Genomic DNA, 22,918 nt, shown 5'->3' on the forward strand with positions numbered 1-22,918 from the left:
CAGGAGCGAACGATGAGCCAGGAGAACGGATCGACCGTCCGTGTGGCGGTACGTGCTGTCGGAGCGGTGACGGCGCTCGGCGACGACGCCGACGCGCTCTGGACCGGTGCGCGGAGCGGCCGGGTGGGGATCCGGCCTGTCCAGCGCGTGGACCTGACCGGCGTACGGACGAAGTTGGGCGGTGAGGTCGACGCGCCGCTCGAGTCGCCCCACCACTTCCCACAACCCGGCGGGTACCGCGATCGCGTTGTGGAACTGGCGTTGCGGGCCGCCGACGAGGCCGTGGCCGCTGCCGGCCCCGCGATCAGGCGGGCCGGTGCCGACCGTTGCGGCGTGGTCTACGGCACCTGCAACGCAGGCCTGCTCTCCGGCCGCGAGTGGCTGGCCGCGGTGGACCGTGGCGAACGGCCGGCACCAGCCCTGGCGCCGATGTCGACGCCGCAGGCCGCAGCGGAGGCGTTGGCCGGAGCCTTCGGTTTCGGTGGCCCTGTCGTCTCGGTCAACACGGCGTGCGCATCGGGCGCCAACGCCATCGGCTGGGCCGCCGATCTGATCAGGTCCGGCCAGGCCGACCTCGTCCTGGCCGGCGGCGCGGACGCCTTGTCGGACGTGCTCTTCGCCGGCTTCCACTCGTTGGAGGCGCTGTCGGCGGAGCCCGCCCGGCCGTATTCCCAGGGGCGGAGCGGCTTGTCGCTGGGCGAAGGCGCCGCGTTCCTGGTCCTGGTCCGCGAGGACCTCGCCGACCAGGACGACGTACTGGCCTGGCTTGGCGGCTACGGGTTGTCGGGCGACGGCTACCATCCGACGGCGCCGCGTCCCGACGGCTCCGGCGCAGCCCAGGCGATGGCGACGGCACTGCGGACCGCGGGCGTGGCGGCAGCTGAGGTCGGCTACGTCAACGGGCACGGAACCGGCACGGACAAGAACGACCCGGCCGAGACGCTCGCCATTCGCACCGCCCTCGGTCCGGCTGCCGCCGACGTACTGGTCAGCAGCACCAAGTCGGTGATCGGGCATCTGCTCGGCGCGGCCGGCGCGGCCGAGGCCGTCGTTACCGTGCGGGCGCTGGAGCAGCAGACGGCGCCGCCGACCGCCTCGTACCTCGGGCCTGACCCGGCTTGCGACCTGGACTACGTCCCGCTGGACGCCCGGCCGCTCGACACCAGGGTCGCCATGTCCAACAACTTCGCGTTCGGTGGTTCCAACGCAAGCCTGGTGCTGCTGCGCTCCGACGACGAGCGCCGTCCGCCCGTGCCGACCCTCGACGACGTGGTGGTCACGGGGCAGGCGCTGCTGGGGCCGTTCGGTGACAGTGTCGCGGCGGCCCTGGCGGCCCTGGACGCAGGGATTCCCATCCCCGCCGATCCGCAGGGCCGGGCTGCGACCATGACGGTCGACCCGGAGCCCTATCTGAGCCGCAAGGCCCGCCGCCGGATGGACCGGATGACGGTCACGGCCGTCGTGACCGCGGCGAAGGCGCTGGCCGAGGCCGGTTACGAAGACGCCACCGAGCGCGCCGGAATCGGTGTCATCCTCGGCACCTCGGCCGGGCCGGTCGAGTCGATGGCCCGGTTCACCCGGGGCGTCCTGGCCGACGGTGCGTCCGGTGCCGATCCGGCCGTCTTCCCCAGCACGGTCTACAACCAGGCGGCCGGGCAGGTGGCGCAGCAGCTCGGTCTGTACGGTCCGACCTCCACGGTCTCGGCCGGGCACGCGTCGGGTGCCGCAGCCCTGGCCTACGGCTACGAGCTGGTCCGCACCGGCCGGGCCGACACGATCGTCTGCCTGGCCGTCGACCTGATCGACGACCTCGTGGTCCGTGCCTACCGGGACCTCGGTGTGTTGTCGCTGACACCTGGGGACCGCCGGTTCGCGATCACCGACACCTCTGTCGCGATCATTCTCGAACGACGGGAGACGGCCCGGCGACGTGGCCGCCGACCGCTGGCCGAGCTGGCCGGCTACGGCTCGGCGAGCCGGGTCCGGGCGGGCGGTGTGTCCTGGGACCTCGACGGCGACGCCAGTGCGCGGGCAATCACCCAGGCACTGCGCGATGCCGGTACGGCGCCCGCCGACATCACCCGGCTGTGGCCTGCCGCAGCGGGGTTGGAGCCCGCCGACCGCGGCGAGCGGGCCGGCCTCGGCCGGGTGTTCGGCGGCGAACTGCCGGCGCTACGGACACCGAAGGTCATCCTCGGCGAGCCGGTCGGCCCCGGCGGCGCACTGTCCGCCGCTCTCGCCGTTGCGGAGCTGGCCGGTGATCCGTCTGGCGGGGCCGCACTGGTCCACGCCACGTCCCTGGGCGGCACCGCGATGTCGCTCGTGTTCCGTCCATGCCCCGGTGACAACCAGGAAGGTGTCTGATGAAACTCGACGATCGGGTGGCGGTCGTCACCGGCGCCTCGCGCGGCATCGGCCGTGCCACGGCGCTGGCGCTGGCCGCCGACGGAGCGCAGGTCGCAGTCAACTACCGCACCGGCAAGGACGAAGCGCTCGAGGTGGTGGCGCGCATCGAGGCGGCCGGCGGGCGGGCGGCGGCCTTCCAGGCCGACGTCTCCGACCACGAACAAGCCACCGCGCTGATGGCGGAGGTGCTCGAGACCTTCGGCGACCTGCACATCCTGGTCAACAACGCCGGAGTGTCGAAGGACAGCCTGATCTACCACATGGCTCCGGAGGACTGGCTCGACGTCATGAAGGTGAACTTCGGCGGCGTCTTCAACTGCACGAAGGCTGTGCTCGACCACTTCATGAAGACGCGCGACGGTGTCATCGTCAACGTCTCGTCGGTGATGGGTGAGCGCGGCTGGACCGGCGAGTCGAACTACGCCGCGTCCAAGGGTGCGGTCGACGCGTTCACCCGGAGCGCCGCGATCGAACTGGCCCGGTTCAGCATCCGGGTCAACGCGGTCCTGCCGGGGTTCGCGCCCACCGATCTGGTGGCCGCGCTCTCGTCCGGCGAGGTGGCCAAGAACCTCAAGCGACAGATCCCGATGCGCGACTTCGCGACCGTGGAGCAGGTGGCGTCCGCCATCCGCTTCCTCTCCGGTCCGGAGTCGGAGTACATGACCGGGGTGCTGCTGAACATCGACGGTGGCGGTATGGCCGGCCTCGGGCTCGGGCGGCCGAAGTGGTGACCGCGATCAGGGCCGTCGTCACCGGGACCGGCAGCTACCTGCCGGGCGAGCCGATCGGGAACGACGTCATCGAGCGGCTCGTCGGGCCGCTGCCACCGGAGGTGGCCGAGGACATCGCCATCTCCGCGCGGCACTGGATCATCGACCCGGAGACCGGCAGCCACCAGGACCGGAACTCCGGGCTGGCGGCCGCGGCGGGCCGGGCCGCGCTCGTCGATGCCGGCGTCGACCCGGCCGACGTCGACCTGCTGGTCCTGGCGACCGCGACGCCGGAGTACCTGCTCCCGCCGACCGTCAACCTCGTCCAGGACGAGCTCGGTATCGGTACCTGTGCCACCTACGAGCTGCGCTCCGGCGGCGCGGGCACGGTGCAGGCCCTCGAACTGGTACGGCTGCTGCTCGAGACCGGGAAGCACCGAACCGCGCTGGTGATCGGGAGCGAGACGACCTCGCCGGCACTGGCACCGATCTTCCTAGGTGTTCCGCCGGGCAAGGTCCGCATCCGTGACCGCATCCCGGTGTACATGTTCGGCGACGGCGCCGGTGCCGTCGTGGTGCGCGCCGAGGCCGGCGCAGCCGGCGGCCTGGTCGGTGGCGCGACCGGTGCCATCGGGCCGGGCCGTCCGCCGGGCATCCAGGTGATCGGCGGCGGCACGCATGCGCCGATCCACGAGCAGCTGACGGCCAAGCGGTTGGTCAGCCTGAAGGTCGACGTCGTCGCCGCCGGGCACTTCGCACCCGCGCTGGTGGCCGACGCCATCGGCGAGACGCTGGCGGCCAGTGGCGTCGGGCCCGAAGAGGTCGACGTCTGCGTCGTACCGGAGGGCACGTCCGGCTGGATGCGCGAGGCCATGGCCGAGGGCGCGGTCGAGCGTGACGAGTGGACCAAGATCACCGGCGAGTTCGTCGACAGCCTCGCGCGCCGTGGCGCCCTCGGTTGCGCCGGGCCGCTGGTGTGTCTCGACGACGCCGCCCGCGCCGGGCAGCTGCAGCCCGGGCAGCGGGTCCTGCTGGTCGGCATCGAGAGCAGCAAATGGGTGCATGCCGGCGTGCTCATCGACTGGCAGCACCCGACATCGACGGAGGAACTGACATGAACCGGACGCACGACTACGACGTGATCGTCGTCGGCAGCGGCCTCGGCGGGCTGTCGGCCGCGGCCCTGCTGGCGCACAGCGGGGAACACGTCCTCGTCTGCGAGCAGAGCGAGGGTATCGGCGGCGTGGCGCACGCCTTCGTCCGCGGCGACTACGTCTTCGACCCGGCTGTGCACGGCACCAGCGCGGGCGAGATCGTCTGGAACTTCCTGGAGTATCTCGGCGTCGACGCTGACGTCCCGTACGTGGAATCGCCGCACGTGTACGGCGCGGTCTTCCCGGACGGGCTGAACCTCGTGGCACCCACCGGCTGGGAGCCGTTCACCGAGGCCAACGCGGCGCTGCTCTCCCCCGGTGAGGCGGCCGAGCTGCGTGGATTCCTCGACGTGTGCCGTACGACGCTCGACGAGATGGCGTGGCTGCCGTACCGGATCGACCCCCGTGAACTCGCGGACCTGATGGCGGCGCGGCCGATGTTCTCCCGCTACCGCATGGCCACCGTCGGCGACGTCTTCGCCGACCACGTGCCGAGTCCGCGGGTCCGGGCGCTGGCCGGCGCCGCCTGGCCGTTCATCGGCTCGCCGCCGTCCCGGCTGTCCTTCCTCAACTTCATCCAGATGCTCGACACCCATCTGGAGGGACCGCGCTATCCGCTCGGCTCGTACCAGCGCATGGTCGACGCGTTCGCGTCCGTCGTCCGGACCAGCGGTGGCACGATCCTGGCCGGGACTCCGGTGGCGGCGATCACGACCGAGGACGGCCGGGCCACCGGCATCCGGACCGAGGCCGGCGCCGAGATCACCGCACGGGTCGTCATCTCCAACGCCGACGTCCGGCACACCATGCACGACCTCGTCGGCGACGGCAACGTCCCGGACCCCTACCTCAAGCGGCTGAACCGGATGAAGCCGTCGCTCTCGGTGCTCACGGTCTTCGCGGCCACCGACATCGACCTGGCCGAACTCGGCATCGCGCACGAGACGTTCGTGCACCCGCACATCGACCACGACGACAACTGGCACGACGTGCTGGCCGGCCGCCCGGCCTCGGCGTGGATGTCGAACACGACGCTGCTGGACCCGAGCCTGGCCCCGGCCGGGGAGCACCTGGCGATCCTCAACGTGATGGCGCCGTGGCGGCTGGACCGGCCGTGGAGCGAGCTCAAGGAGGAGGCCGGCGACGCGCTGGTCCGGTTGTTCGACGCCGTCATCCCGGAGTTCTCCGGCCGACTGACCTATCGCGAGGTCGGCACACCCGAGACGATGCACCGCTTCACCCGGGCCTACCAGGGCGCGACGTACGGCTGGGAGAACACGCCGAACCAGTTCGCCAACAAGCGGCTGGCGCAGACGACCCCGATCGACGGTCTCTACCTGTCGGGTCACTGGACCGAGTCCGGTTGCTCGTCCTTCCGGGCGGTGTCGTCCGGCTTCACCGTCTCCAAACTGGTCCTCGCCGAGCTGGGCAACGAGGTCGGTACGACGTTGCCGCGCTCGTTCCGGGATCGCACCGGCCCGGTCCGGCCGTATCCGCGCGCCACGTCCGTCGCTCAGCCGCAGGGAGCAAGACCATGACCGAGATGACCACCAGTCGTACTGACGACGACGAGGCCTGGACGAGGTGCCCGAACTGCTCGTCGTACCTCTATGTCAAACGGCTCGACCGGTATGCCAAGGTCTGCCCGGACTGCCGGCATCACCTGCGGCTGTCGCTGGACGAGCGGCTGGACCTGCTGCTGGACCGGAACTCGTTCCACCCGCTCGGCGAGGTCCCGGCCCCGGGCGACCCGCTCGGCTTCACCGACTCCAAGCCGTACCCCCAGCGGCTGGCCGCGGCGCAGCGTAAGACCGGCAGGCCGGACGCCATCGCGGCCGGTACGGCGACCATCGGGGGCAGCCCGATCGTGGTGGCGGCGCTGGACTTCGCGTTCATGGGCGGCAGCGTGGGCACCGTGGTCGGCGACGTCCTCGTCGATGCGGCCCGGCGGGCCGGTGCCACCAGCACGCCGTTGCTGATCATCTCCGCGTCCGGCGGCGCGCGCATGCAGGAGGGTTGCCTGTCGTTGATGCAGCTGGCCCGGACCGCGCAGGAGATTGCCCGGCTCCGCGAGGCCGGCGTACTGGTGATCAACCTCAACACCCACCCGACCTTCGGCGGGGCGACCGCGTCCTTCTCCTCGCTCGGCGACGTGATCCTCGTCGAACCGGGCAGCCTGGTCGGCTTCGCCGGCCCACAGGTGATCCGGCAGACGATCCGCGAGGAACTGCCGCCGGGATTCCAGACTGCCGAGTTCCTGTTCGAGCGCGGCCTGGTCGACCTGGTGGTTCCTCGCGAGAGCGTGCGGGAGAGCCTGGCCGGTCTGCTGCGTCTGCATCGCCTTGCCGAGTCACCGGCTCCCCCGCCGGCCCGGCACGACGAGCCGAGGCGCCGGCAGCCCGGGCCGTCGGCCGATCCGTGGGAGGTCGTGGGCCGGGCGCGAAACATCGACCGGCCGACCACGCTCGACTACATCCATCGGCTCAGCGACGAGTTCGTGGAGCTGCACGGCGACCGGGTGTCCGGTGACGACCCGGCCATCGTCGGCGGTGTCGCCAGGATGGCCGGTCGCAGCGTTGTCGTGATCGGCCACCAGAAGGGGCACGACACCGCCGAGATGGTACGGCGCAACTTCGGCATGCCGCACCCTGAGGGCTACCGCAAGGCGATGCGGCTGATGCGGCACGCCGAGCGCTTCGGACTGCCGGTGGTGACGTTCGTGGATACCGCGGGCGCCTACCCCGGTCTGCAGGCCGAGGAGCGCGGCCAGGGCTCGGTCATCGCCGAGTGCATCGCGGCCATGTCGCGGCTGCGGGTCCCGGTGGTGAGCGTCCTGACCGGCGAAGGCGGCAGCGGCGGCGCGCTGGCACTCGCGGTCGCCAACCGGGTGCTGATGCTCGAGTACAGCTACTACTCGGTGATCTCGCCGGAGGGCTGCTCGACCATTCTGTGGGGCAGCGCCACCCGGGCAGCCGATGCAGCCGCCGCTCTCCGGCTCACCGCTCCTGACCTGCTCGAGCTCGGCATCATCGACGAGGTCGTGCTGGAACCGGCGGGCGGCGCACACGCCGATCCTGCGGCGACGGTGGACCGGGTCGGCGACGCGATCGCGGCCACCCTGGCAGAGCTGTCGACCCGGTCCGGCGCAGATCTCCGGGATCAGCGCTACGCCCGGTTCGACGCGTACGGCCGGCTCGGCGCTGATGCCGAGCGATACCGGGCAGGTGCGGCTTGAGCGGCCCCGAACTGCCCGGCGACGTACGCCAGCAGCTGGTCAGCCACTTGCGGGCGGAGGCGACGGCACTGCTCGGCGGAGCGGCTGGGGCGGTCCGGGTGGTGGAGCTCACCGCCGGCGACTGCTCCGTGCGGGTGGAACTTCCCGCGCCGGTGGCCGCAACGTCGACCGTTGCCGAGGGCAACGCTAATGGTGTCACCATCACCGCACCCGCACCGCAGGACGGACCGGAGCACCACGGTGTCCGGGCACCACTGGTCGGGACGTTCTACCGGCGCCCGGCACCGGAAGCGGACGCATTCGTGCAGGTCGACGACGTCATCGAGGCCGGCCAGACACTGGGGATCGTCGAGGCGATGAAGCTGATGAACGAGATCAAGAGCGACCGGGCCGGGCGCGTGGTCGCGATTCACCCCACCGACGGGCAGATGGTCGAGTTCGGCGAGATCCTCGTCGACCTCGCCGTTGCCGACGGCAACTGACCGGTGCGGCCCAGAGGAGGGATGGCCGGGTGTTCACGAAGATCCTGATCGCCAACCGGGGCGAGATCGCCGTCCGGGTGGCGCGCGCGTGTCGCGAGCTCGGTGTCGCGACGGTCGCCGTCTACTCCGACGCCGACGAGAACAGCATGGTGGTCCGGCTCGCGGACGAAGCGGTCCGGGTCGGTCCGGCGCCGGCCGCCGCCAGCTATCTGAACGTGCCGAACATCATCGGCGCCGCGGTCAAGACCGGTGCGGACGCCATCCACCCGGGCTACGGGTTCCTGTCCGAGGATCCCTACTTCGCCGAGATCTGCGCCGACCACGGCATCACGTTCATCGGTCCGCCGCCGAAGGTGATGGAGTCCGTCGGGGACAAGGCGTTGGCCCGGCAGGCGATGACCGACGCCGGGCTGCCGCTGCTGCCCGGCACCGTCGACCCGGTGCACACGTTCGACGAGGCGCGCGAGATCGCGGAGAAGATCGGCTACCCCGTGATCATCAAGGCGTCGGCCGGGGGCGGCGGCCGCGGGATCACCGTCGTACACCGTCCGGAGGAACTGCGCCGGTCGTACCAGCAGACCCGGGCGACGGCCCAAGCCGTCTTCCGCAACCGTGACGTCTATCTCGAGCGCTACCTCGAACGGGCCCGGCACGTCGAGGTCCAGGTGCTCTGCGACGACCACGGCAACGCCGTACACCTCGGTGAGCGGGACTGTTCGGTGCAGCGACGGCACCAGAAACTCGTCGAGGAGGCGCCATCACCCGGCGTCACACCGCTGTTGCGGGAGCGGCTGGGCGAGGCAGCGCTGGCCGGTGCCCGCGCCGTCGGATACCGCGGCGCCGGGACGATGGAGTTCCTGCTCGAGGACAGCGGCGATTTCTGGTTCATGGAGATGAACGCCCGGATCCAGGTCGAGCACCCGGTCACCGAGCTGGTCACCGGCATCGACATCGTCGCCGAGCAGATCCGGGTCGCTGCCGGGCTACCGCTCTCGTTCGGCCAGGACGACGTCCGGATCACCGGTCATGCCGTGGAATGCCGCATCAACGCCGAGGATCCGGCGCGTGACTTCGCGCCCACGCCCGGGCTGCTGGAGGTGTTCGATCCGCCGGGCGGACCCTGGACCAGGATCGACACCGCCTGCCGGCAGGGCGACCGCATCCCGCCGTACTACGACTCGATGATCGCCAAGCTGATCGTGTGGGCACCGACCCGCGAGCTCGCCCTGGCCCGGGCCGACCGGGCCCTGGACGAGTTCGGCGTGGCCGGCCCGGGCGTCCGCACGACGATCGACTTCCAGCGCAACGTTCTCGCCCACCCGGAGTTCCGCTCCGGCGACGCGCACACCGACTTCCTCACCCGCCACCCTCCCGAGGAGCTGACATGATCCGCACCGCCTACCTGTACCCCGGCCAGGGGTCGCAACGCATCGGCATGGGCCGCGACCTGGCCGAACGCCATCCCCAGCTCGTGCGGCCGTTGTTCGCGGCCGCGAGCGACGTGCTCGGCTTCGACCTCGCCCGGGTCTGCTGGGAGGGTCCGGAGGACGTGTTGCGCCGTACCGACGTGACCCAGCCGGCCATCTTCGTCGCGAGCCTCGCCGCCCACAGCGTGCTGGTCCAGCGGCTCCCACTCCCGGTGGTTGTGGCCGGCCACAGCCTCGGCGAGTACACGGCCCTGGTAGCAGCCGGGGCGCTGGACTGGGTGAGCGCACTGCGGCTGGTCCGCCGACGCGGTCAGTTGATGGCGGCAGTGAACGCCGGGACCCCGGGCGCCATGGCGGCGGTGATCGGTCCGCCGGCCTCGGACGTCGAGGCCTGGTGCGCCGAGGTCGGCGACGGCGGTGACCTGCTGGTCGAGGTTGCCAACTACAACGCAGACACCCAGACCGTGGTGTCCGGCACGGTCGCAGGTGTGGCGGCGCTGACCGAGCGGGCCCAGCGCTCCGGGCTCGCCGACGTACAGGTCACGAAGCTCGGTGTGGGTGCGCCCTTCCACTGCTCACTGATGCGCGGTGTCGAGAAGGAGTTCGCGGCCGATCTGGCCGCCACCGAGTTCTCAACGCCGCGGATTCCCGTGGTGGCGAACGCGACGGGGAGAACTGTGACGTCCGGCGCGCAAGCGCGGGCGGCTCTGCGGGCGCAACTGGCCGGCCCGGTGCGCTGGCGGCAGAGCCTGGACACCATCGCCGGTCACGGGCTCGACGCGTTCGTCGAGGTGGGTCCGGGTCGCGTTCTGACCGGGCTGTGCAAGCGCAGCCACCCGGACATCGGCTGTCATTCGGCCTCCGACGCCCGGCGGGTCGATCGGCTGGTGGCGGATCTGAGCCCGGTGCTGTCGACATGACGTCCAGGGCGCCGGTGACGCCGTGCGGCGACCCTGCGCGCCTCAGTGGTCTACTCGGTTCGAGCGGGCATACAATAACCAGCGATGGCCTCTCGTCGTTCTCCGCAAGTGGTCACCGACCGGTCGCTTTTGGCGAAGGCCGGATATCACCACGGCAACCTGCGCTCGGCGCTCATCGAGAGCGCCGTGGCGCTGGTGCGCGTCCGCGGGGCGCACCGGTTCACGCTGGCCGAGGCCGCCCGTGCCGCCGGTGTGACGGGGGCCGCTCCGTACCGGCATTTCGAGAGCCGCGAGGAGCTGCTGGCCTGCGTCGCCGAGAGCGGGTTCGAGCAGTTGCGGGTGGCAATGAAGTCCGTCGACCTCACCGCCTGGGACGACCCGCTGGACCAGGTGATCGCACTGGGTCTGGAGTACGTCGATTTCGCGATCCGCGAGCCGAAGCTGTTCAGGTTGATGTTCTCGGTCGAGGAACGGCTGCCGGCGTCCGCTGCCGGGCTGGGAGCCCTGCACCTGCTGGAACAGACGCTCGAGCAGGCCGGCCGGGCCGGACGGCTCGCCGTCGACGTCCGCACCGCGAAGCGGGCCGCCTGGGCGCTGGCCCACGGGGTCGCGATCCTGCGCATCGACGGTATGGCGACGTTCGGGACCGACACGGCCACGGACATCGAGAGCACGCTCCGGACCCTGCTCTCCGGGCTCGCCGGCAGCACCGAGGCGTAGTCCCCGGTCATCGCCCCGGCTGCTGCCGGGAGCGCGTCCGCCCTTCGAACGAGTGCTTGACTCCGCTATGTCACCAACCTAATGTTTGTCGTCATTACATTAAATAAAATGGGGGTCCGTCATGCGATTGTCGCCGCGTAGGTCGCGGGTTTTGTTGCGAATGATTCATGTGGCCGTCGCATTGGTGCTGGGAACCTATGTCTATGCGCCCGCCCACGTCACCGACGGCATGCGCCCGGCCTTGATGTTCGTGGTGGTCCCGGTCGCTGTGCTGACTGGTCTGTTCATGTGGAAGCAGGCCGCTTTCCGGGCGCTCCTGTCTCGTTCGTCGCGGCGCGACGCCGCGGCGCAACGGTGAGCACGGCGGCACCCTCCGCACGGCTGGTGCTGGCGGTCCTGGCGTCGGCCGTCGTGGGTGTTGTCCTACTCAGCCTGGCCGGGCCGCTGCTGGGGCCGGCGCAGGACTGGCGCCCGGAGCCGTACGTCGCGCCGCCGCTGACCGACCGGCCGCCACCACCTATCGACACCGAGTTGGCGCCAGCCGGCGGCGAGCGCGCGGTGGTCCGGGAGGAGATCTCGGTTCCCGTCCGTGCTGACCAGTTGGCAGCCACAGTGTTCTCCCCGGACGCACCGGGCCGGTATCCCGCCGTCGCGTTCGTGCATGGCGCGGGCGCTGGTGACCGGTCGTCGTTCTACGGCATGGCCGAGCGATTCGCCCGGGCCGGCATCGTCGCAGTTGCCTACGACAAGCGGTCGGACTACTCCTACTTCGACAACCGCGACTTCGACCAACTGGCCGAGGATGCGAGCGCCGTCGTCGCGGTGCTGCGGCAGCGGTCCGACGTCGACCCCAAGCGAGCCGGGCTGTGGGGTCTCAGCGAGGGCGGCCGCGTCGTTCCGCTCGCGGCCTCGCGTGATTCCGGTGTCGCCTTCGTCGTCACGGTCGGCGGCGCGATCCGCGGCCCGCTGCGCAACACCGCCTGGTCGGTCTACGAGGGACTCGCCGAAGCCGGAGCTCCGGCCGGCGCAGGCCGGCTGGCGGTGCGCATCCTCGGTGGCGGGCACCTGTTCACCCTGCATCTGGATCCACCCACCGGGGTCTGGGCCGACGTCAAGCAACCCGCGCTGGTCATCTACGGGACGAACGACTTTCTCGTCCCGCCGACCGAGAGTTCCCGCCAGATCGTCGACGACCTGCGGCGTGGCGGCAACACAGCGCACGCCGTACGGTTCCTCGACGGAGCCGACCACGTCGGGCGCCGGGACGGGGATTTCGCCCCCGGCTACGTACGCACCGTGACCGACTGGATCACCGGTCTGCCCGACTCGGCCGCGGCCGCCACACCGGTAGCCGGCGCGCTGCCGGTCCAGCGGTACGCGACGACGACAGTGCCACGCACACCCTGGTACGGCGGCACACCGGGGCTGATCGCGACCGTAGTACTGGCTGTCCTTGGTGCATTGGTCGTGCCGCTCGTTGTGCGTCGGCGACTGCCGGCCGGTGCCGGCGACGGCGTATCCGTGCTGAGGAGCAGCAGGCGGGCGATGCGGGCGGGCATCGCTGCGTACGCCGTCATGTGGGTCTACGTCATCATGACGCTCGGTCTGGGCTACACGCGCAACGGCGGCGCTCTGCTCTTTCAGGTCGGTTGGGGCGTGGTGCGGGTAGCCGCTCTACTGGCCGTGGTGGCCGGGGTGGTGGCCGTCGCGAAGCTGCTGGCTGCCCGTCGGCGCGGCTGGGCGCCCCAGGGCGCACAACACGTGCTGCTCGCGTCGTACGGGACGGTGGCGGCGCTCATGATCCTCAGCGTCGCCTACTGGGGCATCTTCGAGTTCAGCTGGTGAGCAAGACCGTGTCCGCGTCAGCGGTTGTACGTGGATTCGAGCTTGGTGCGGCGGGTGGTGACGTCGTCCTGATCGTCACCGAAGACGATCAGGTGCAGCGTGGCCTGGTTGATCGTGTTGTCGGTACGGCGGGTGTCGTGGCCGCCGGTGACGATGAGCCCTCCGTGCTGCAGCGCGGGCCGTAGCTCGGCCAGCAGGGCGGCGATGGGTGCGGACGTGGTGAGTTTCGTCGACTCCGACGGACTGTCCAGGGCGTCGGGGCGGATGGTGTGCAGCGCCAGCAGCGGGATGGACCCACTGGTGATGCGGAAGTTGAGGTCGAGCATGACGAGTCTGCCGTCGGAGGTCTGGGCGCAGTCGAGGCTGCACATGCCGCGGTAGCCGACATCAGCGGCGCGCTGGGCGATCGCCAGGCATTCGGTCAGCAGGTCGGCGGGCAGCGGGACGACGAGCCCGAAGCGGCCGCCGGTGTAGACGCCGTCGGCGTCGATGCGCTGGTCGGTCACAGCGAGCAGGCGGGCCCGGCCGTCGGCGGCGACGTAGAGCTGGACGCCCCAGTTGCGGTGGATGTCCAGGTATTCCTCGACGACCACCTCGGTGAGGATGTCGGTGAACGCGGGCAGGATCACCAGGTCCCTTGCCCGGTGCAGATAGACATCCAGGCTGGCGCCGTGCGCGGCGTTGGTGGCCGCTTTGAGCACCCAGGACTTCTCGGCGGGGGTGGCTTCGGCGAGCTCGTCGATGGTGACGATCTGCCGGCGGGCCTGGAAGCGCGGGTCGACGAAGGTGCTGATGCTGGCTTTGTTGTTGAGGTAGCCGACGAGCTCAGCACTCTTCACGGAGCGTTCGTCCGGGTACAGGGCCGTGGGCTGCGGGTACTCCATGGACATGAGCAGGCCGTCGCTGAGGGCTTCGGTGACCCGGACGGCAAACTCCGCCTCGGTGCGGAACTCGCGCGGATCCGTGCCAACCGGCAGGCCACCATCGCGCAGAGCCGCCAGCAGGTTCGGTTCAGTGCCACCCGCGCTGGTAATGACAGGGGTATCGGCGGCGATGGCGAGCGGACGCGCGGACAGCACATCGCGAGTGTTGCGGTGCCTGCTCGACGGCACCCCCGGCTCCTGAGCAGGACGTGCACACACAGCGATTCCAGGGCCGTAAATGTCGGTAAGGGTGCGAGGGGCGGCCAGGATCGGCGTGAGCGCAGCAGCTGTAATGGGAAATCTCCCTTGTGGGGTGGTGCGAAATGACCGGGAGCGGTGAAACGCGCCAAAGATGAGGCAGCGTCCACTCCGGGCGAGCGGATACGCCCACTGTCTCACGTTTCCCGAGCCGGCGGTCAGGCCAGCAGGTTCGCGGTGATCAGGTGCTTTTCGACTTGGGCGATCTCGTCGGTGTTCAAGGGGATCTGGGGTGGCGCCATCATGGCGTTCTCGATGACGCCGCGCAGCTGGAGGGCTGCTTTGAAGGCTCCGAGGGCGGAGGAGCTCGGGCCCATTCGGGCCGGATCGCCGACGCCGATCAGTTCGAAGAGGCGCACCAGGCGTTCCTGCTCGGTGCGCGCGGCCTCCCACTCGCCGGCTGCGGCGTGCTTGAAGAGCTTCACGTAGCCGTGCGGGTCGACGTTGCCGAGTCCTGGGACGACTCCGTCGGCTCCCATCCACAGGGCGTTGTCGACGGTCAGTTCGGAGCCGGTGAGGATGCTGAAGGCGGTGAGGTCGCGCGCGCCCAGGATGACGTTGCGCAGGTTGCCCTCGTCGCCGCTGGAGTCCTTCAAACCAGCCAGTACGCCGTCCGCCGCGAGCTGTAGCACCAGGTCCGCACCGACCTTGGAGTGGACCGATACCGGCAGGTCGTACGCGAACACCGGCAGTCCCGCGGCCGCCGCGACCATCCGGAAGTGCTTGTCGATCTCCGCCGGATGCGTGCGGGTGTAGAAGGGTGCGGTCACGACGATGCCGTCCACGCCGGCCGCAACCGCCGTCCGGACGTGGTCGATCACCCGCAGCGTCGCCGTGTCGATCACGCCTGCCAGCACCGGCAACCGGCCGGCCACATGGCCGACCACGGTGTCGAGCACCACCTTGCGGTGACCGTCCGGCAGGTACGCCACCTCGGAGGTGGAACCGAGCACGAACAGTCCGCTCACGCCACCGTCGATCAGGTGGTCGACCAGCGCCGTCAGGGAGGCTGTGTCGACCTCGTGATCCGGCGTCAACGGCGTACAGACGGGTGGGATGACACCGGTCAGGCGAGACGGCAAGGTCATGAACGCTCCAATGCTTGGGTGATCAGGTCGTCGGTGGACTCGCGCTCCACGACCGGGTGGTAGCAGCGGAAGCGGTGCGCCGGATCGGCGGCATCGGACTCGAACTCCGGCATCGACCCGGCGCAGGTGTCGTCGGCCTTCCAGCAGCGGGTCCGGAACGGGCAACCGCTCGGCGGCCGGGTCGCTGATGGCACCGGCCCGGTCAGTGGGATTGGATCGATCGGGGAGATGAGGCCGGGAGTCGCGGAGAAGAGCGCCCGGGTATACGGGTGCCGCGCCTGCTGGGCGATCCCGACGGCTGGTGCTTCCTCGACGATCCGGCCGAGATACATGGTGATCACGCGATCACTCATCCGCCGTACGGTCTGGATGTCGTGCGAGACGAAGACGAGCGACAACCCCAGGCGTTCCTTGAGGTCCAGCAGCAGGTTGAGGATCTGCGCCCGGACCGAGACATCGAGAGCACTCGTCGGTTCGTCGGCAACCAGCAGCGACGGCTCGAGTGCAAGGGCCCGCGCGATCGCCACCCGTTGCCGCTGGCCACCGGACAACTGGCCCGGCAGGGCGTCGGTGACGCTGCGGGGCAGGCCGACCAGCGCCATCAGCTCCCGGACCCGTTCGTTGCGCTGAGCAACGGTTCCGCGCTGGTGCACATCGAGTGGATCGCGCAGTACCCGGCGCACCGGCAGCCGGCGGTTCAGCGCGGTCGACGGGTCCTGGAAGATCATCCCGGTCCCGGTGCCGATCGCGTGCCGGCGTTCGGCCGGTTTCATCGACCAAATGTCCTGGCCGCGGAAGGACGCCGTACCAGCGGTTGGTTGTTGTACGCCGACCAATACCTTGGCCAGGGTGGATTTCCCGCAGCCGGATTCACCGACCACTCCGACGGTCTCACCGGCTGCGATGGCGAGGTCGGCCCCGGTCAGCGCGTAGACGCGATCCTTGCGGAAGAGACCGCCGGACCGAGCCCGGTGGACGACGTGCACGCCGGACAGTTCGAGCACAGGCTCCGTCATCGCAGTGCCTCCTTCTCCAACGGCTCCGGTACGACGAGTGCGAGCGCCGGGTGATGACAGGCCACCAGGTGTCCGGCCTGCCCAGTGAGCTCAGGAGCGGTGGTCCGACAGAGATCGGTAACCATCGGGCACCGGTCAGCGAATCGGCAACCGGCCGGGAAGTCGGCCGGTGACGGCACCACACCGCGGATCTGGGTCAGCCGGGCTGCGCCGGACTCCAGGGACAGGACCGAGCCGAGCAGACCACGGGCGTAGTGGTGCGCCGGTTCGCCGACCAGGTCGGCCGTGACACCGGTCTCGACGATCTGGCCGCCGTACATCACGACCACTCTGTCGGTGACGTCCGCGACCAGCGCCAGGTCGTGCGACACCAGGATCAAGGCGAAGCCGAGCTCGGCTCGCAGGCGCAGCAGCAACTGGATCACCTGGGCCTGCACGGTGACGTCGAGTGCCGTGGTCGGCTCGTCGGCGACGATGAGCTTGGGCTCACGAGACAGCGCCATGGCGATCAGCACTCGCTGACGTTGACCACCGGAAAGCTCATGCGGGTAACTGCTCAGGGTCCGTTCGGGATCCAGACCGACCAGTTCCAGCAGCTCTGTCGGAGAACGCCGTCCGCCACGGCGCACCACCTGCTTCAGCTGTGCCTTGATCGTCATCGCGGGGTTCAGGGAGGACAACGCGTCCTGGTAGATCATCGCCATGTCGTGGCCGAGCAGCCGCCGCCGTTCGGACCGCCCGAGGCTCAGCAGATCTTTGCCGTCGAACCGGATCCGGCCACGGACCCTCGCGCCGCGCGGCTCCAGCCCCATCACGGTGAGCGCGGTCAGTGACTTGCCACATCCGGACTCACCGACCAGCCCGAGCACCTCACCGGGACGTACGTCGAAGCTGATCCCGTCGACGATGTCCACCCCGTCGTGCCGGCCTTCGAAGCCGATCGCCAACTGCTGCACGGACAACACCGGTTCTCCGTCCGGCAACGGCCGCGCTCGTTCCCGCAGCCGGGCCGCCGCCAGGTCCAGACCTGGCAGCTCGACCAGCTCGCCCGAGCCCGGCTGCGCAGTCTCCAACGCGTCCTGCTTCTTAGTCTCCACCCGCCGCCCGCCCGGCGCCGCCCACGCATCGGACACGCCCTCGGACAGGATGTTCAGCGCCAGCACGGTGATCAGGATCAGCAGCCCCGGGAACACCGTTGCCCACCATCCACCCAGCAGCACCATATTCTTGCCGTCGGCAATCACTGAGCCCCAGGAAGGCTCCGGTGGCCGGACGCCTGCTCCGATGAAGGACAGCGACGCCTCGAAAACGATGGCGTCGGCAACCATCACCGTGCAGAACACCAGCACCGGAGCGGCGCAGTTGATCGCCACGTGCCTGATCAGGATGTGCGGCGTACGGGCGCCGATGATCTTCTCCGCGACCACGTAGTCCTCGCCGTACTGCGCGAGCACGTTGGCACGGACCACCCTGGCCACCGGAGGCGTGTACAGGAAGGCGATCGCGAAGACGAGCACCGGGATCGACCCGCCGAACACCGCGACCAGTACGGCAGCCAGCGCGATCCCGGGGAACGCCATCACGATGTCGAGGATCCGCATCACGGTCTCGTCGACCGCCTTGCGCGAGGTGGCCGCGACAGCTCCGATGATCGCGCCCGCGGTCAGCGCGAGCGCCGTCGCGCCGAGGCCGATCATCAGCGACCAGCGAGCGCCGTACACCAGGCGGGTGAAGATGTCGCGGTTCGCACTGTCCAACCCGAACCAGTGCGCGCCCGAAGGCCCACCGCCGACGTCTTCCTGAGTCAAGATGTCGTACGGCGTCAGCAGCGGAGCGAACACCGCAGCCAGGATGACCACTGCCAGTACGGCGACAGCGATCCAGGCAGGCAGTGGGAGCCGCCTGAAGTTGATCCCGGGGCGGGACAACTGCCGGGCCAGGCGTGCACGCATCAGGCAGCGCTCCTCAGTCGCGGATTGACCAGCAGGTAGAGCACGTCGACCACCAGGTTGACCACCACGAAGCCGATCGCGATCGTCAGTACGACGCCTTGCACCACTGCCGGATCACCGTCGCGGACGGCGTTGATCATCAGCGTGCCCATCCCCGGCAGGGTGAAGATCTGCTCGATCACGACAGCCCCGCCCAGCAGGTAGCCGATCCTCAGGCCGAGCACGGTGAGCGGGTTGATCAGTGCGTTGCGCAGGACGTTACGTCCCACCACTACGACCGGCGGCAGGCCGCTGCCGATCGCCGTCCGGACGTAGTCCTTGTCCAGTTCCTCGACAACCGACGTACGGATGATTCTGGTCAGCTGAGCGGCCACCGGCAGCGACAGCGCGAGCGCCGGCAACGTCATCGTCCGCAGCCAGGGGCCGAGCCCGTCGGCCGGATTCACGTAGCCGCTCGGCGGAAACCAGCCGCGCTCGACAGCGGCGTACTGGATCATCAGCAGCGCGAGCCAGAACGACGGCGCGGCGACACCGATCAGCGAGACCAGACGGATCGCCTGGTCCGGCCAGCGGTCCCGGAAGATCGCCGCGGTGACCCCGAGCAGCAAGGCGAGGACCAAGGCGATCAGCAGTCCCAGCAGGGTGAGCTGGAACGTCAACGGCATCGCCGTCGTGATCGATTGGAGCACCGACGCCCTCGTGAGCACGCTGGTGCCCAGGTCACCGTGCAGCAGGTCGCCGACGAAGTGCACGTACCGGAGCGGCAGCGGATCCAGCAGGCCGTTCTCCTGTCGGAACATGTGCAACTGCTCCTCGGTCGGGTTCGCGCCCTGGAAGTAGGCGACCGCGGGATCGTTGTTCGAGAACCGCATCACCAGGAAGACGAACGCGATGATGCCGAGCAGCAACGGGATCAGCAAAAGCAGCCGGCGAACCAGCATCCGGACAATGACGGCCACAGTCGGTTACCTCAGGCTCGCTTGGTCTGCAGCAGGTTGATCCCCGGATAGGGCTGCGCCTTGACACCGCTCAGCTTCTTGCCGTTCCAGGCCGTCATCAGCTCGGTATGGACGACCGGATACAGCACCGCCTGCTCGGCGACCAGGTCGAGGTACTCGTGGGTCAGCTTGGTCCTGGTGTCCGCGTCGGTCGCCCGGACCGCCTGGTCCATCTTGGCGAAGATCGCCTTGGCGCCGGCGCTGTTCTCCCAGCGCGTGTACTTCATCCACGACCCGCCCTGGGTGTAGTTGTAGCGCAGGATCAGGTCCGCGTCGGCACCGAACTGGTTCGGGTTCGACGCCGCCGCGACGACCTGGTAGTCGGCGTTCTGGTCCATCTTGGTGAACACCGCGGCGGTGTCCTGCGGCTGCAGCGTGGTCTTCACGCCGATCGCGTTCCACGAGGCGGCAATGGTCGGCAGGCAGTCGACGATCCAGCTCAGGTTCACCGCGAGCAGGTTGATCGTCAGGTCCGTCACGCCGGCCTCGGCCAGCAGAGCCTTCGCCTTCACCGGGTCGTAGCTGTAGACGGTCTTCGCCTTGGCGTAGGCGGGGTTGTCCTCGTTCAGGAACGACGTACTCGCCTTGCCCCGGCCCTTGAGCGCGACCTCGATCAGCTTGTTGGTGTCGATCGCGGTGAACAGCGCCTGCCGGACCCGGACGTCGTCGAACGGCTTGTTCGCGGTGTTGAACATCAGGAACAGATGGTTCATCCCCTTGCCACCCTCGACCGTGAGGCCCGAGCTCTTCAGCTGCTCGATGTTGGCGTACGGGATGTTGTCGGAGATCTGCGCCTCCGCACTGGCACCGGAGATCTTCGCCACCCGGGCTGAGGCGTCGACGATGCTCAGCCAGTTCATCTTCTTGAACGCTGCCGGCCGCGGGCCGTTGTAGTCCGCGAACGCCTCGAAGGTGGTGTTCGACTTCGGCTGGTGCGAGACCTGCTTGTAGGGACCGGACCCGACCGCCTTGCCGTTCTTGGCCAGGTCCCAGGCACCGGGCTGGTCGAAGACGTGCTTGGGCATGATCTTCGCGATCGTCAGCCGGGGCGCACCGTCGGGGAACGGGAAGTTCAGGACCAGCTCGACGGACTTCTCGTCGACCTTCTTGACCTCTTTGAGCCAGCTCGCGAAGAAGTTGTAGGTCAGCACCTTCAGCTTCGGGTCGAGGATCCGCTGGAAGGTGAAGACGACGTCGTCGGCGGTGACCGGCTGACCGTCGTGCCACTTCGCCCCGTCCCGCAGGGTGAACTTCCAGGAGGTCGCGTTGAGGTCGGCCGGCACCTCGGTGGCCAGCGCCGCGTACGGCTGGCGGGTGAGCGGGTCGGTGTCGAGGAGACCCTCGTAGATGTGCTGCATCGCCGCCATCGTGAACGCGGAGGCACTCAGGGTCGGATCCCAGCTCTGGTTGTTCCCGTAGCCGATCACCGCGGTGACCAGGTCGGTGTCGCTGTTCGCGCCGACGGCTCCGGTCGAGGCCGGGCCACCGGAACAGGCCGACAATCCACCAGTGATCGTCGCGGCTGCGCCCAGCACGCCGGAGTACTTCAGGAACGACCGGCGGTCGAAACCGGGTCCTGCGAATTCGTTCACGATGCCTCCAGCAACAGGGGGTGTGACGGAGCGGTTGCAGGAGGTAGGCTGCACCAAGTCATCCCACATCCTACGTCCTATGAGCGCCGACCTTAGGAGACTGTCCCCGGCCGGTCAAGCCCGGGAGCCGGCTGACCTCGGACATAGGATGTGGGGCCATGCAGGAGCGGAAGACTGGGAGTGCGTTGTGGCACTGACGCGGCCGAAACGCAGTGACGAGCTCGCCAACGCGATCGCCGACCTGATCATCGAGCGCAACCTGCAACCCGGCGCCCCACTACCGACCGAGAACGTGCTGATGGCGGACTTCCAGGTCAGCCGCAACTCGGTCCGCGAGTCACTCAAAGCCTTGCAAGCACACGGGATCGTCGAGATCCGGCATGGCTACGGCACCTTCGTCGGCTCAGCCAGCTCGGCAGCGCTGCACCCCTGGCTGCTGTTCCGGACCAGGTCGTCCGGCAGCAGCGTCGAACGGCTGAGTGAGCTGCTCGAGATCCGGGAGATCCTGGAGACCGAGCTCACCCGCCGGGCCGCCGGCACCGACAGCACCGAACTGCGGCAGAAACTGTCCGGCTGCGTCGACCGGATGCGCGTCGAGGGCGAGGACGCGGCCACCGCGGACCGCGAGTTCCACGAGCACATCTGCAACGACGCGGGGGTCCCGCTGGCCCGCGAGCTGGTCGGCCTGTTCTGGGACGTCTACCGCGCCGTCGAGACCGAAGTGGAAACCTTCATCGCCTCCCCCGCGGAGACCGCGGCGCGGCATCAGCGGGTGGTTGACGCGATCGCCTCCGGCGACGCCGAACAGGCCGAGCAGGCCGTGCACGCACACTTCAGCGAGGTCCGCGACCGCCTCGGCACCGGCCCTTATCGCAGTCCGCGGGTCCCCTGACCTCTTGGCGAACCACGACAGGTCCGCTAGCTTGACGCCAGACATCCCACGTCCTATCTCCAGCCCAGGGAGAGTCCCATGCGCAAGTTCCGCCCAGGCCGCGTCGCGGCACCCGCACTGCTCGCCGTCGGGGCACTGCTCGCGTCCATCGCTCCTGCCCAGGCAACGCAATCGGCGGTGACGCCCGCCGCACCTTTCGTCGAGGACGCACCCTTGTTCCAGCAGCGCACGGACGGGTACGCCTGCTTCCGGATCCCGGCGATCGTCCGGACGGCCAGCGGCACCGTGCTGGCGTTCGCCGAGGGCCGAGTCGCCGACTGCGGTGACGACGGCGACATCGACGTCGTACTGCGTAGATCGACCGATGGCGGCAAGACGTGGGGGCCGCTGCAGGTGGTGTCCGAGGGAAGCGGAAGCACCCATGGCAACCCGGTGCCGATAGTGGACGACCGGACCGGCCGGATCGTCCTGGTGACGACTCACAACGGCGCGGCCCCATGTACGAACGGCTGCGACCGCGACCCCTACGTGCAGACCAGCGACGACTCCGGCGCGACCTGGACAGCGCCGCGAGAGATGACCGAAGGAAAGCTCCCGAGCTGGAACTTCTGGTACGCCACCGGACCGATGCACGGCATCCAGCTCCAACACGGTCGACACGCGGGGCGTCTGATCGTCGGTGCCAGCTTCGAGTCGTACGACGGCGTCGGCGCGCACGTCTACGGCACCCATCTGCTCTACAGCGACGACTCCGGCCAGACCTGGCACATCGGCGCGACCACCTCACGCGACGACGGCACGGTGATCGCCCAGGAGGTCACCGTGGTCGAACTGGCGGACGGCCGGATCTATTCGCTGGCTCGAGAACGCGGTACCGACCCGGGCAGCCGCGCGTACGCGATCAGCAGCGACGGCGGCGAGTCGTTCGATCGCCCGTTCCGGACTCTGCCCCGGCTCGCCATGCCCGACGTACAAGGATCTCTGCTCCGCTTCAGCGCCCGCAACGACGGCGATCGGCGTAACCGCATTCTGTTCTCCGCGCCGGCCCACCCGGCGGCTCGCGAGGTGATGGCGATCCGATCGTCGTACGACGAAGCGCGCACCTGGGACGCCTGGCAGCAGGGCAAAGTCTTCTACTGGGGACCGACGGCGTACTCCGACCTGGTCCGGCTCGAAGGCGACCAGGCCGCCCTGCTCTACGAGGCGGGCGTCGCGACGCCGTACGAGTCGATTCGGTACGCGCGATTCAACGAGGCCTACCTCGCGACACCGAACGGCACTCCCCCGGGCATCCCTGGCC

General features: G+C 69.5%; 19 protein-coding genes. 13 read left to right on the top strand and 6 right to left on the bottom strand.

What is annotated here, in order from left to right:
• The first annotated feature begins 12 nt into the window (after positions 1–12).
• The 11 genes from E1261_RS05595 (at position 13) to E1261_RS05645 (ending at position 12,899) form a co-directional block, all read left to right on the top strand.
• Complete coding sequence (locus E1261_RS05595) at positions 13–2,364, top strand: beta-ketoacyl-[acyl-carrier-protein] synthase family protein (protein ID WP_165952382.1); 2,352 nt, start codon at positions 13–15, stop codon at positions 2,362–2,364.
• Entirely contained in the window at positions 2,364–3,137 is a 774-nt protein-coding gene (locus E1261_RS05600; protein ID WP_132402881.1) for an SDR family NAD(P)-dependent oxidoreductase, read from the top strand. Before E1261_RS05595 ends, E1261_RS05600 begins: the two co-directional genes overlap by 1 nt.
• Positions 3,134–4,234, top strand: a complete 1,101-nt coding sequence (locus tag E1261_RS05605; RefSeq protein WP_132402884.1) for a 3-oxoacyl-ACP synthase III family protein — start codon at positions 3,134–3,136, stop codon at positions 4,232–4,234. Before E1261_RS05600 ends, E1261_RS05605 begins: the two co-directional genes overlap by 4 nt.
• Positions 4,231–5,808 (top strand): phytoene desaturase family protein, encoded by a 1,578-nt coding sequence (locus tag E1261_RS05610; RefSeq protein WP_165952383.1) that lies wholly within the window; start codon positions 4,231–4,233, stop codon positions 5,806–5,808. Before E1261_RS05605 ends, E1261_RS05610 begins: the two co-directional genes overlap by 4 nt.
• A complete protein-coding gene (locus E1261_RS05615) occupies positions 5,805–7,505 on the top strand; it encodes an acetyl-CoA carboxylase carboxyltransferase subunit alpha (protein WP_132402890.1) in 1,701 nt (566 codons plus the stop codon). Before E1261_RS05610 ends, E1261_RS05615 begins: the two co-directional genes overlap by 4 nt.
• Positions 7,502–7,987: an acetyl-CoA carboxylase biotin carboxyl carrier protein gene (locus tag E1261_RS05620; RefSeq protein WP_165952384.1), complete on the top strand. Its 486-nt coding sequence runs from the start codon at positions 7,502–7,504 to the stop codon at positions 7,985–7,987. The genes E1261_RS05615 and E1261_RS05620 overlap by 4 nt, the downstream gene beginning before the upstream one ends.
• A 29-nt stretch (positions 7,988–8,016) precedes the next feature.
• A complete protein-coding gene (gene accC, locus E1261_RS05625; protein WP_132402896.1) occupies positions 8,017–9,375 on the top strand; it encodes an acetyl-CoA carboxylase biotin carboxylase subunit in 1,359 nt (452 codons plus the stop codon).
• A complete protein-coding gene (gene fabD / locus E1261_RS05630) occupies positions 9,372–10,334 on the top strand; it encodes an ACP S-malonyltransferase (RefSeq protein WP_132402899.1) in 963 nt (320 codons plus the stop codon). Before accC ends, fabD begins: the two co-directional genes overlap by 4 nt.
• An 84-nt stretch (positions 10,335–10,418) precedes the next feature.
• Positions 10,419–11,054, top strand: a complete 636-nt coding sequence (locus E1261_RS05635) for a TetR/AcrR family transcriptional regulator (protein ID WP_132402902.1) — start codon at positions 10,419–10,421, stop codon at positions 11,052–11,054.
• A 169-nt stretch (positions 11,055–11,223) separates the two neighbouring features.
• Positions 11,224–11,412 carry a hypothetical protein gene (locus E1261_RS05640; protein WP_238176020.1) on the top strand — a complete coding sequence of 63 codons (189 nt, stop codon included), beginning with the start codon at positions 11,224–11,226 and terminating at the stop codon, positions 11,410–11,412.
• Complete coding sequence (locus tag E1261_RS05645) at positions 11,409–12,899, top strand: alpha/beta hydrolase family protein (RefSeq protein ID WP_132402908.1); 1,491 nt, start codon at positions 11,409–11,411, stop codon at positions 12,897–12,899. Before E1261_RS05640 ends, E1261_RS05645 begins: the two co-directional genes overlap by 4 nt.
• A 17-nt stretch (positions 12,900–12,916) precedes the next feature.
• On the opposite strand, the gene E1261_RS05650 is transcribed toward E1261_RS05645, so the two are convergent.
• The 6 genes from E1261_RS05650 to E1261_RS05675 all read right to left on the bottom strand — a co-directional run bounded on the left by E1261_RS05650 (position 12,917) and on the right by E1261_RS05675 (position 20,726).
• Positions 12,917–14,011 carry an ATP-grasp domain-containing protein gene (locus E1261_RS05650; RefSeq protein WP_132402911.1) on the bottom strand — a complete coding sequence of 365 codons (1,095 nt, stop codon included), beginning with the start codon at positions 14,009–14,011 and terminating at the stop codon, positions 12,917–12,919.
• A gap of 227 nt (positions 14,012–14,238) precedes the next feature.
• The gene (locus E1261_RS05655) at positions 14,239–15,168 is read right to left on the bottom strand and encodes a dihydrodipicolinate synthase family protein (RefSeq protein ID WP_132402913.1); all 930 of its coding nucleotides are present in this window, start codon (positions 15,166–15,168) and stop codon (positions 14,239–14,241) included.
• Positions 15,165–16,184: an oligopeptide/dipeptide ABC transporter ATP-binding protein gene (locus E1261_RS05660; RefSeq protein WP_132402915.1), complete on the bottom strand. Its 1,020-nt coding sequence runs from the start codon at positions 16,182–16,184 to the stop codon at positions 15,165–15,167. The genes E1261_RS05655 and E1261_RS05660 overlap by 4 nt, the downstream gene beginning before the upstream one ends.
• Positions 16,181–18,136 (bottom strand): dipeptide/oligopeptide/nickel ABC transporter permease/ATP-binding protein, encoded by a 1,956-nt coding sequence (locus E1261_RS05665; protein ID WP_132402917.1) that lies wholly within the window; start codon positions 18,134–18,136, stop codon positions 16,181–16,183. Before E1261_RS05665 ends, E1261_RS05660 begins: the two co-directional genes overlap by 4 nt.
• On the bottom strand, positions 18,136–19,095 hold the full coding sequence (locus E1261_RS05670; protein ID WP_132402919.1) for an ABC transporter permease: 960 nt from the start codon (positions 19,093–19,095) through the stop codon (positions 18,136–18,138). Before E1261_RS05670 ends, E1261_RS05665 begins: the two co-directional genes overlap by 1 nt.
• Positions 19,096–19,106: 11 nt before the next feature.
• Positions 19,107–20,726, bottom strand: a complete 1,620-nt coding sequence (locus tag E1261_RS05675) for an ABC transporter substrate-binding protein (protein WP_238176021.1) — start codon at positions 20,724–20,726, stop codon at positions 19,107–19,109.
• A gap of 187 nt (positions 20,727–20,913) precedes the next feature.
• On the opposite strand from E1261_RS05675, the gene E1261_RS05680 reads away from it, so the two are divergent.
• Positions 20,914–21,618 carry a FadR/GntR family transcriptional regulator gene (locus E1261_RS05680; RefSeq protein ID WP_202874324.1) on the top strand — a complete coding sequence of 235 codons (705 nt, stop codon included), beginning with the start codon at positions 20,914–20,916 and terminating at the stop codon, positions 21,616–21,618.
• A gap of 78 nt (positions 21,619–21,696) precedes the next feature.
• The coding region (locus E1261_RS05685) for a sialidase family protein (protein ID WP_132402923.1) at positions 21,697–22,918 on the top strand (1,222 nt) is incomplete at its 3' end.

The organism is Kribbella albertanoniae (genome assembly GCF_004348455.1).
GTDB classification, from domain to species: domain Bacteria; phylum Actinomycetota; class Actinomycetes; order Propionibacteriales; family Kribbellaceae; genus Kribbella; species Kribbella albertanoniae.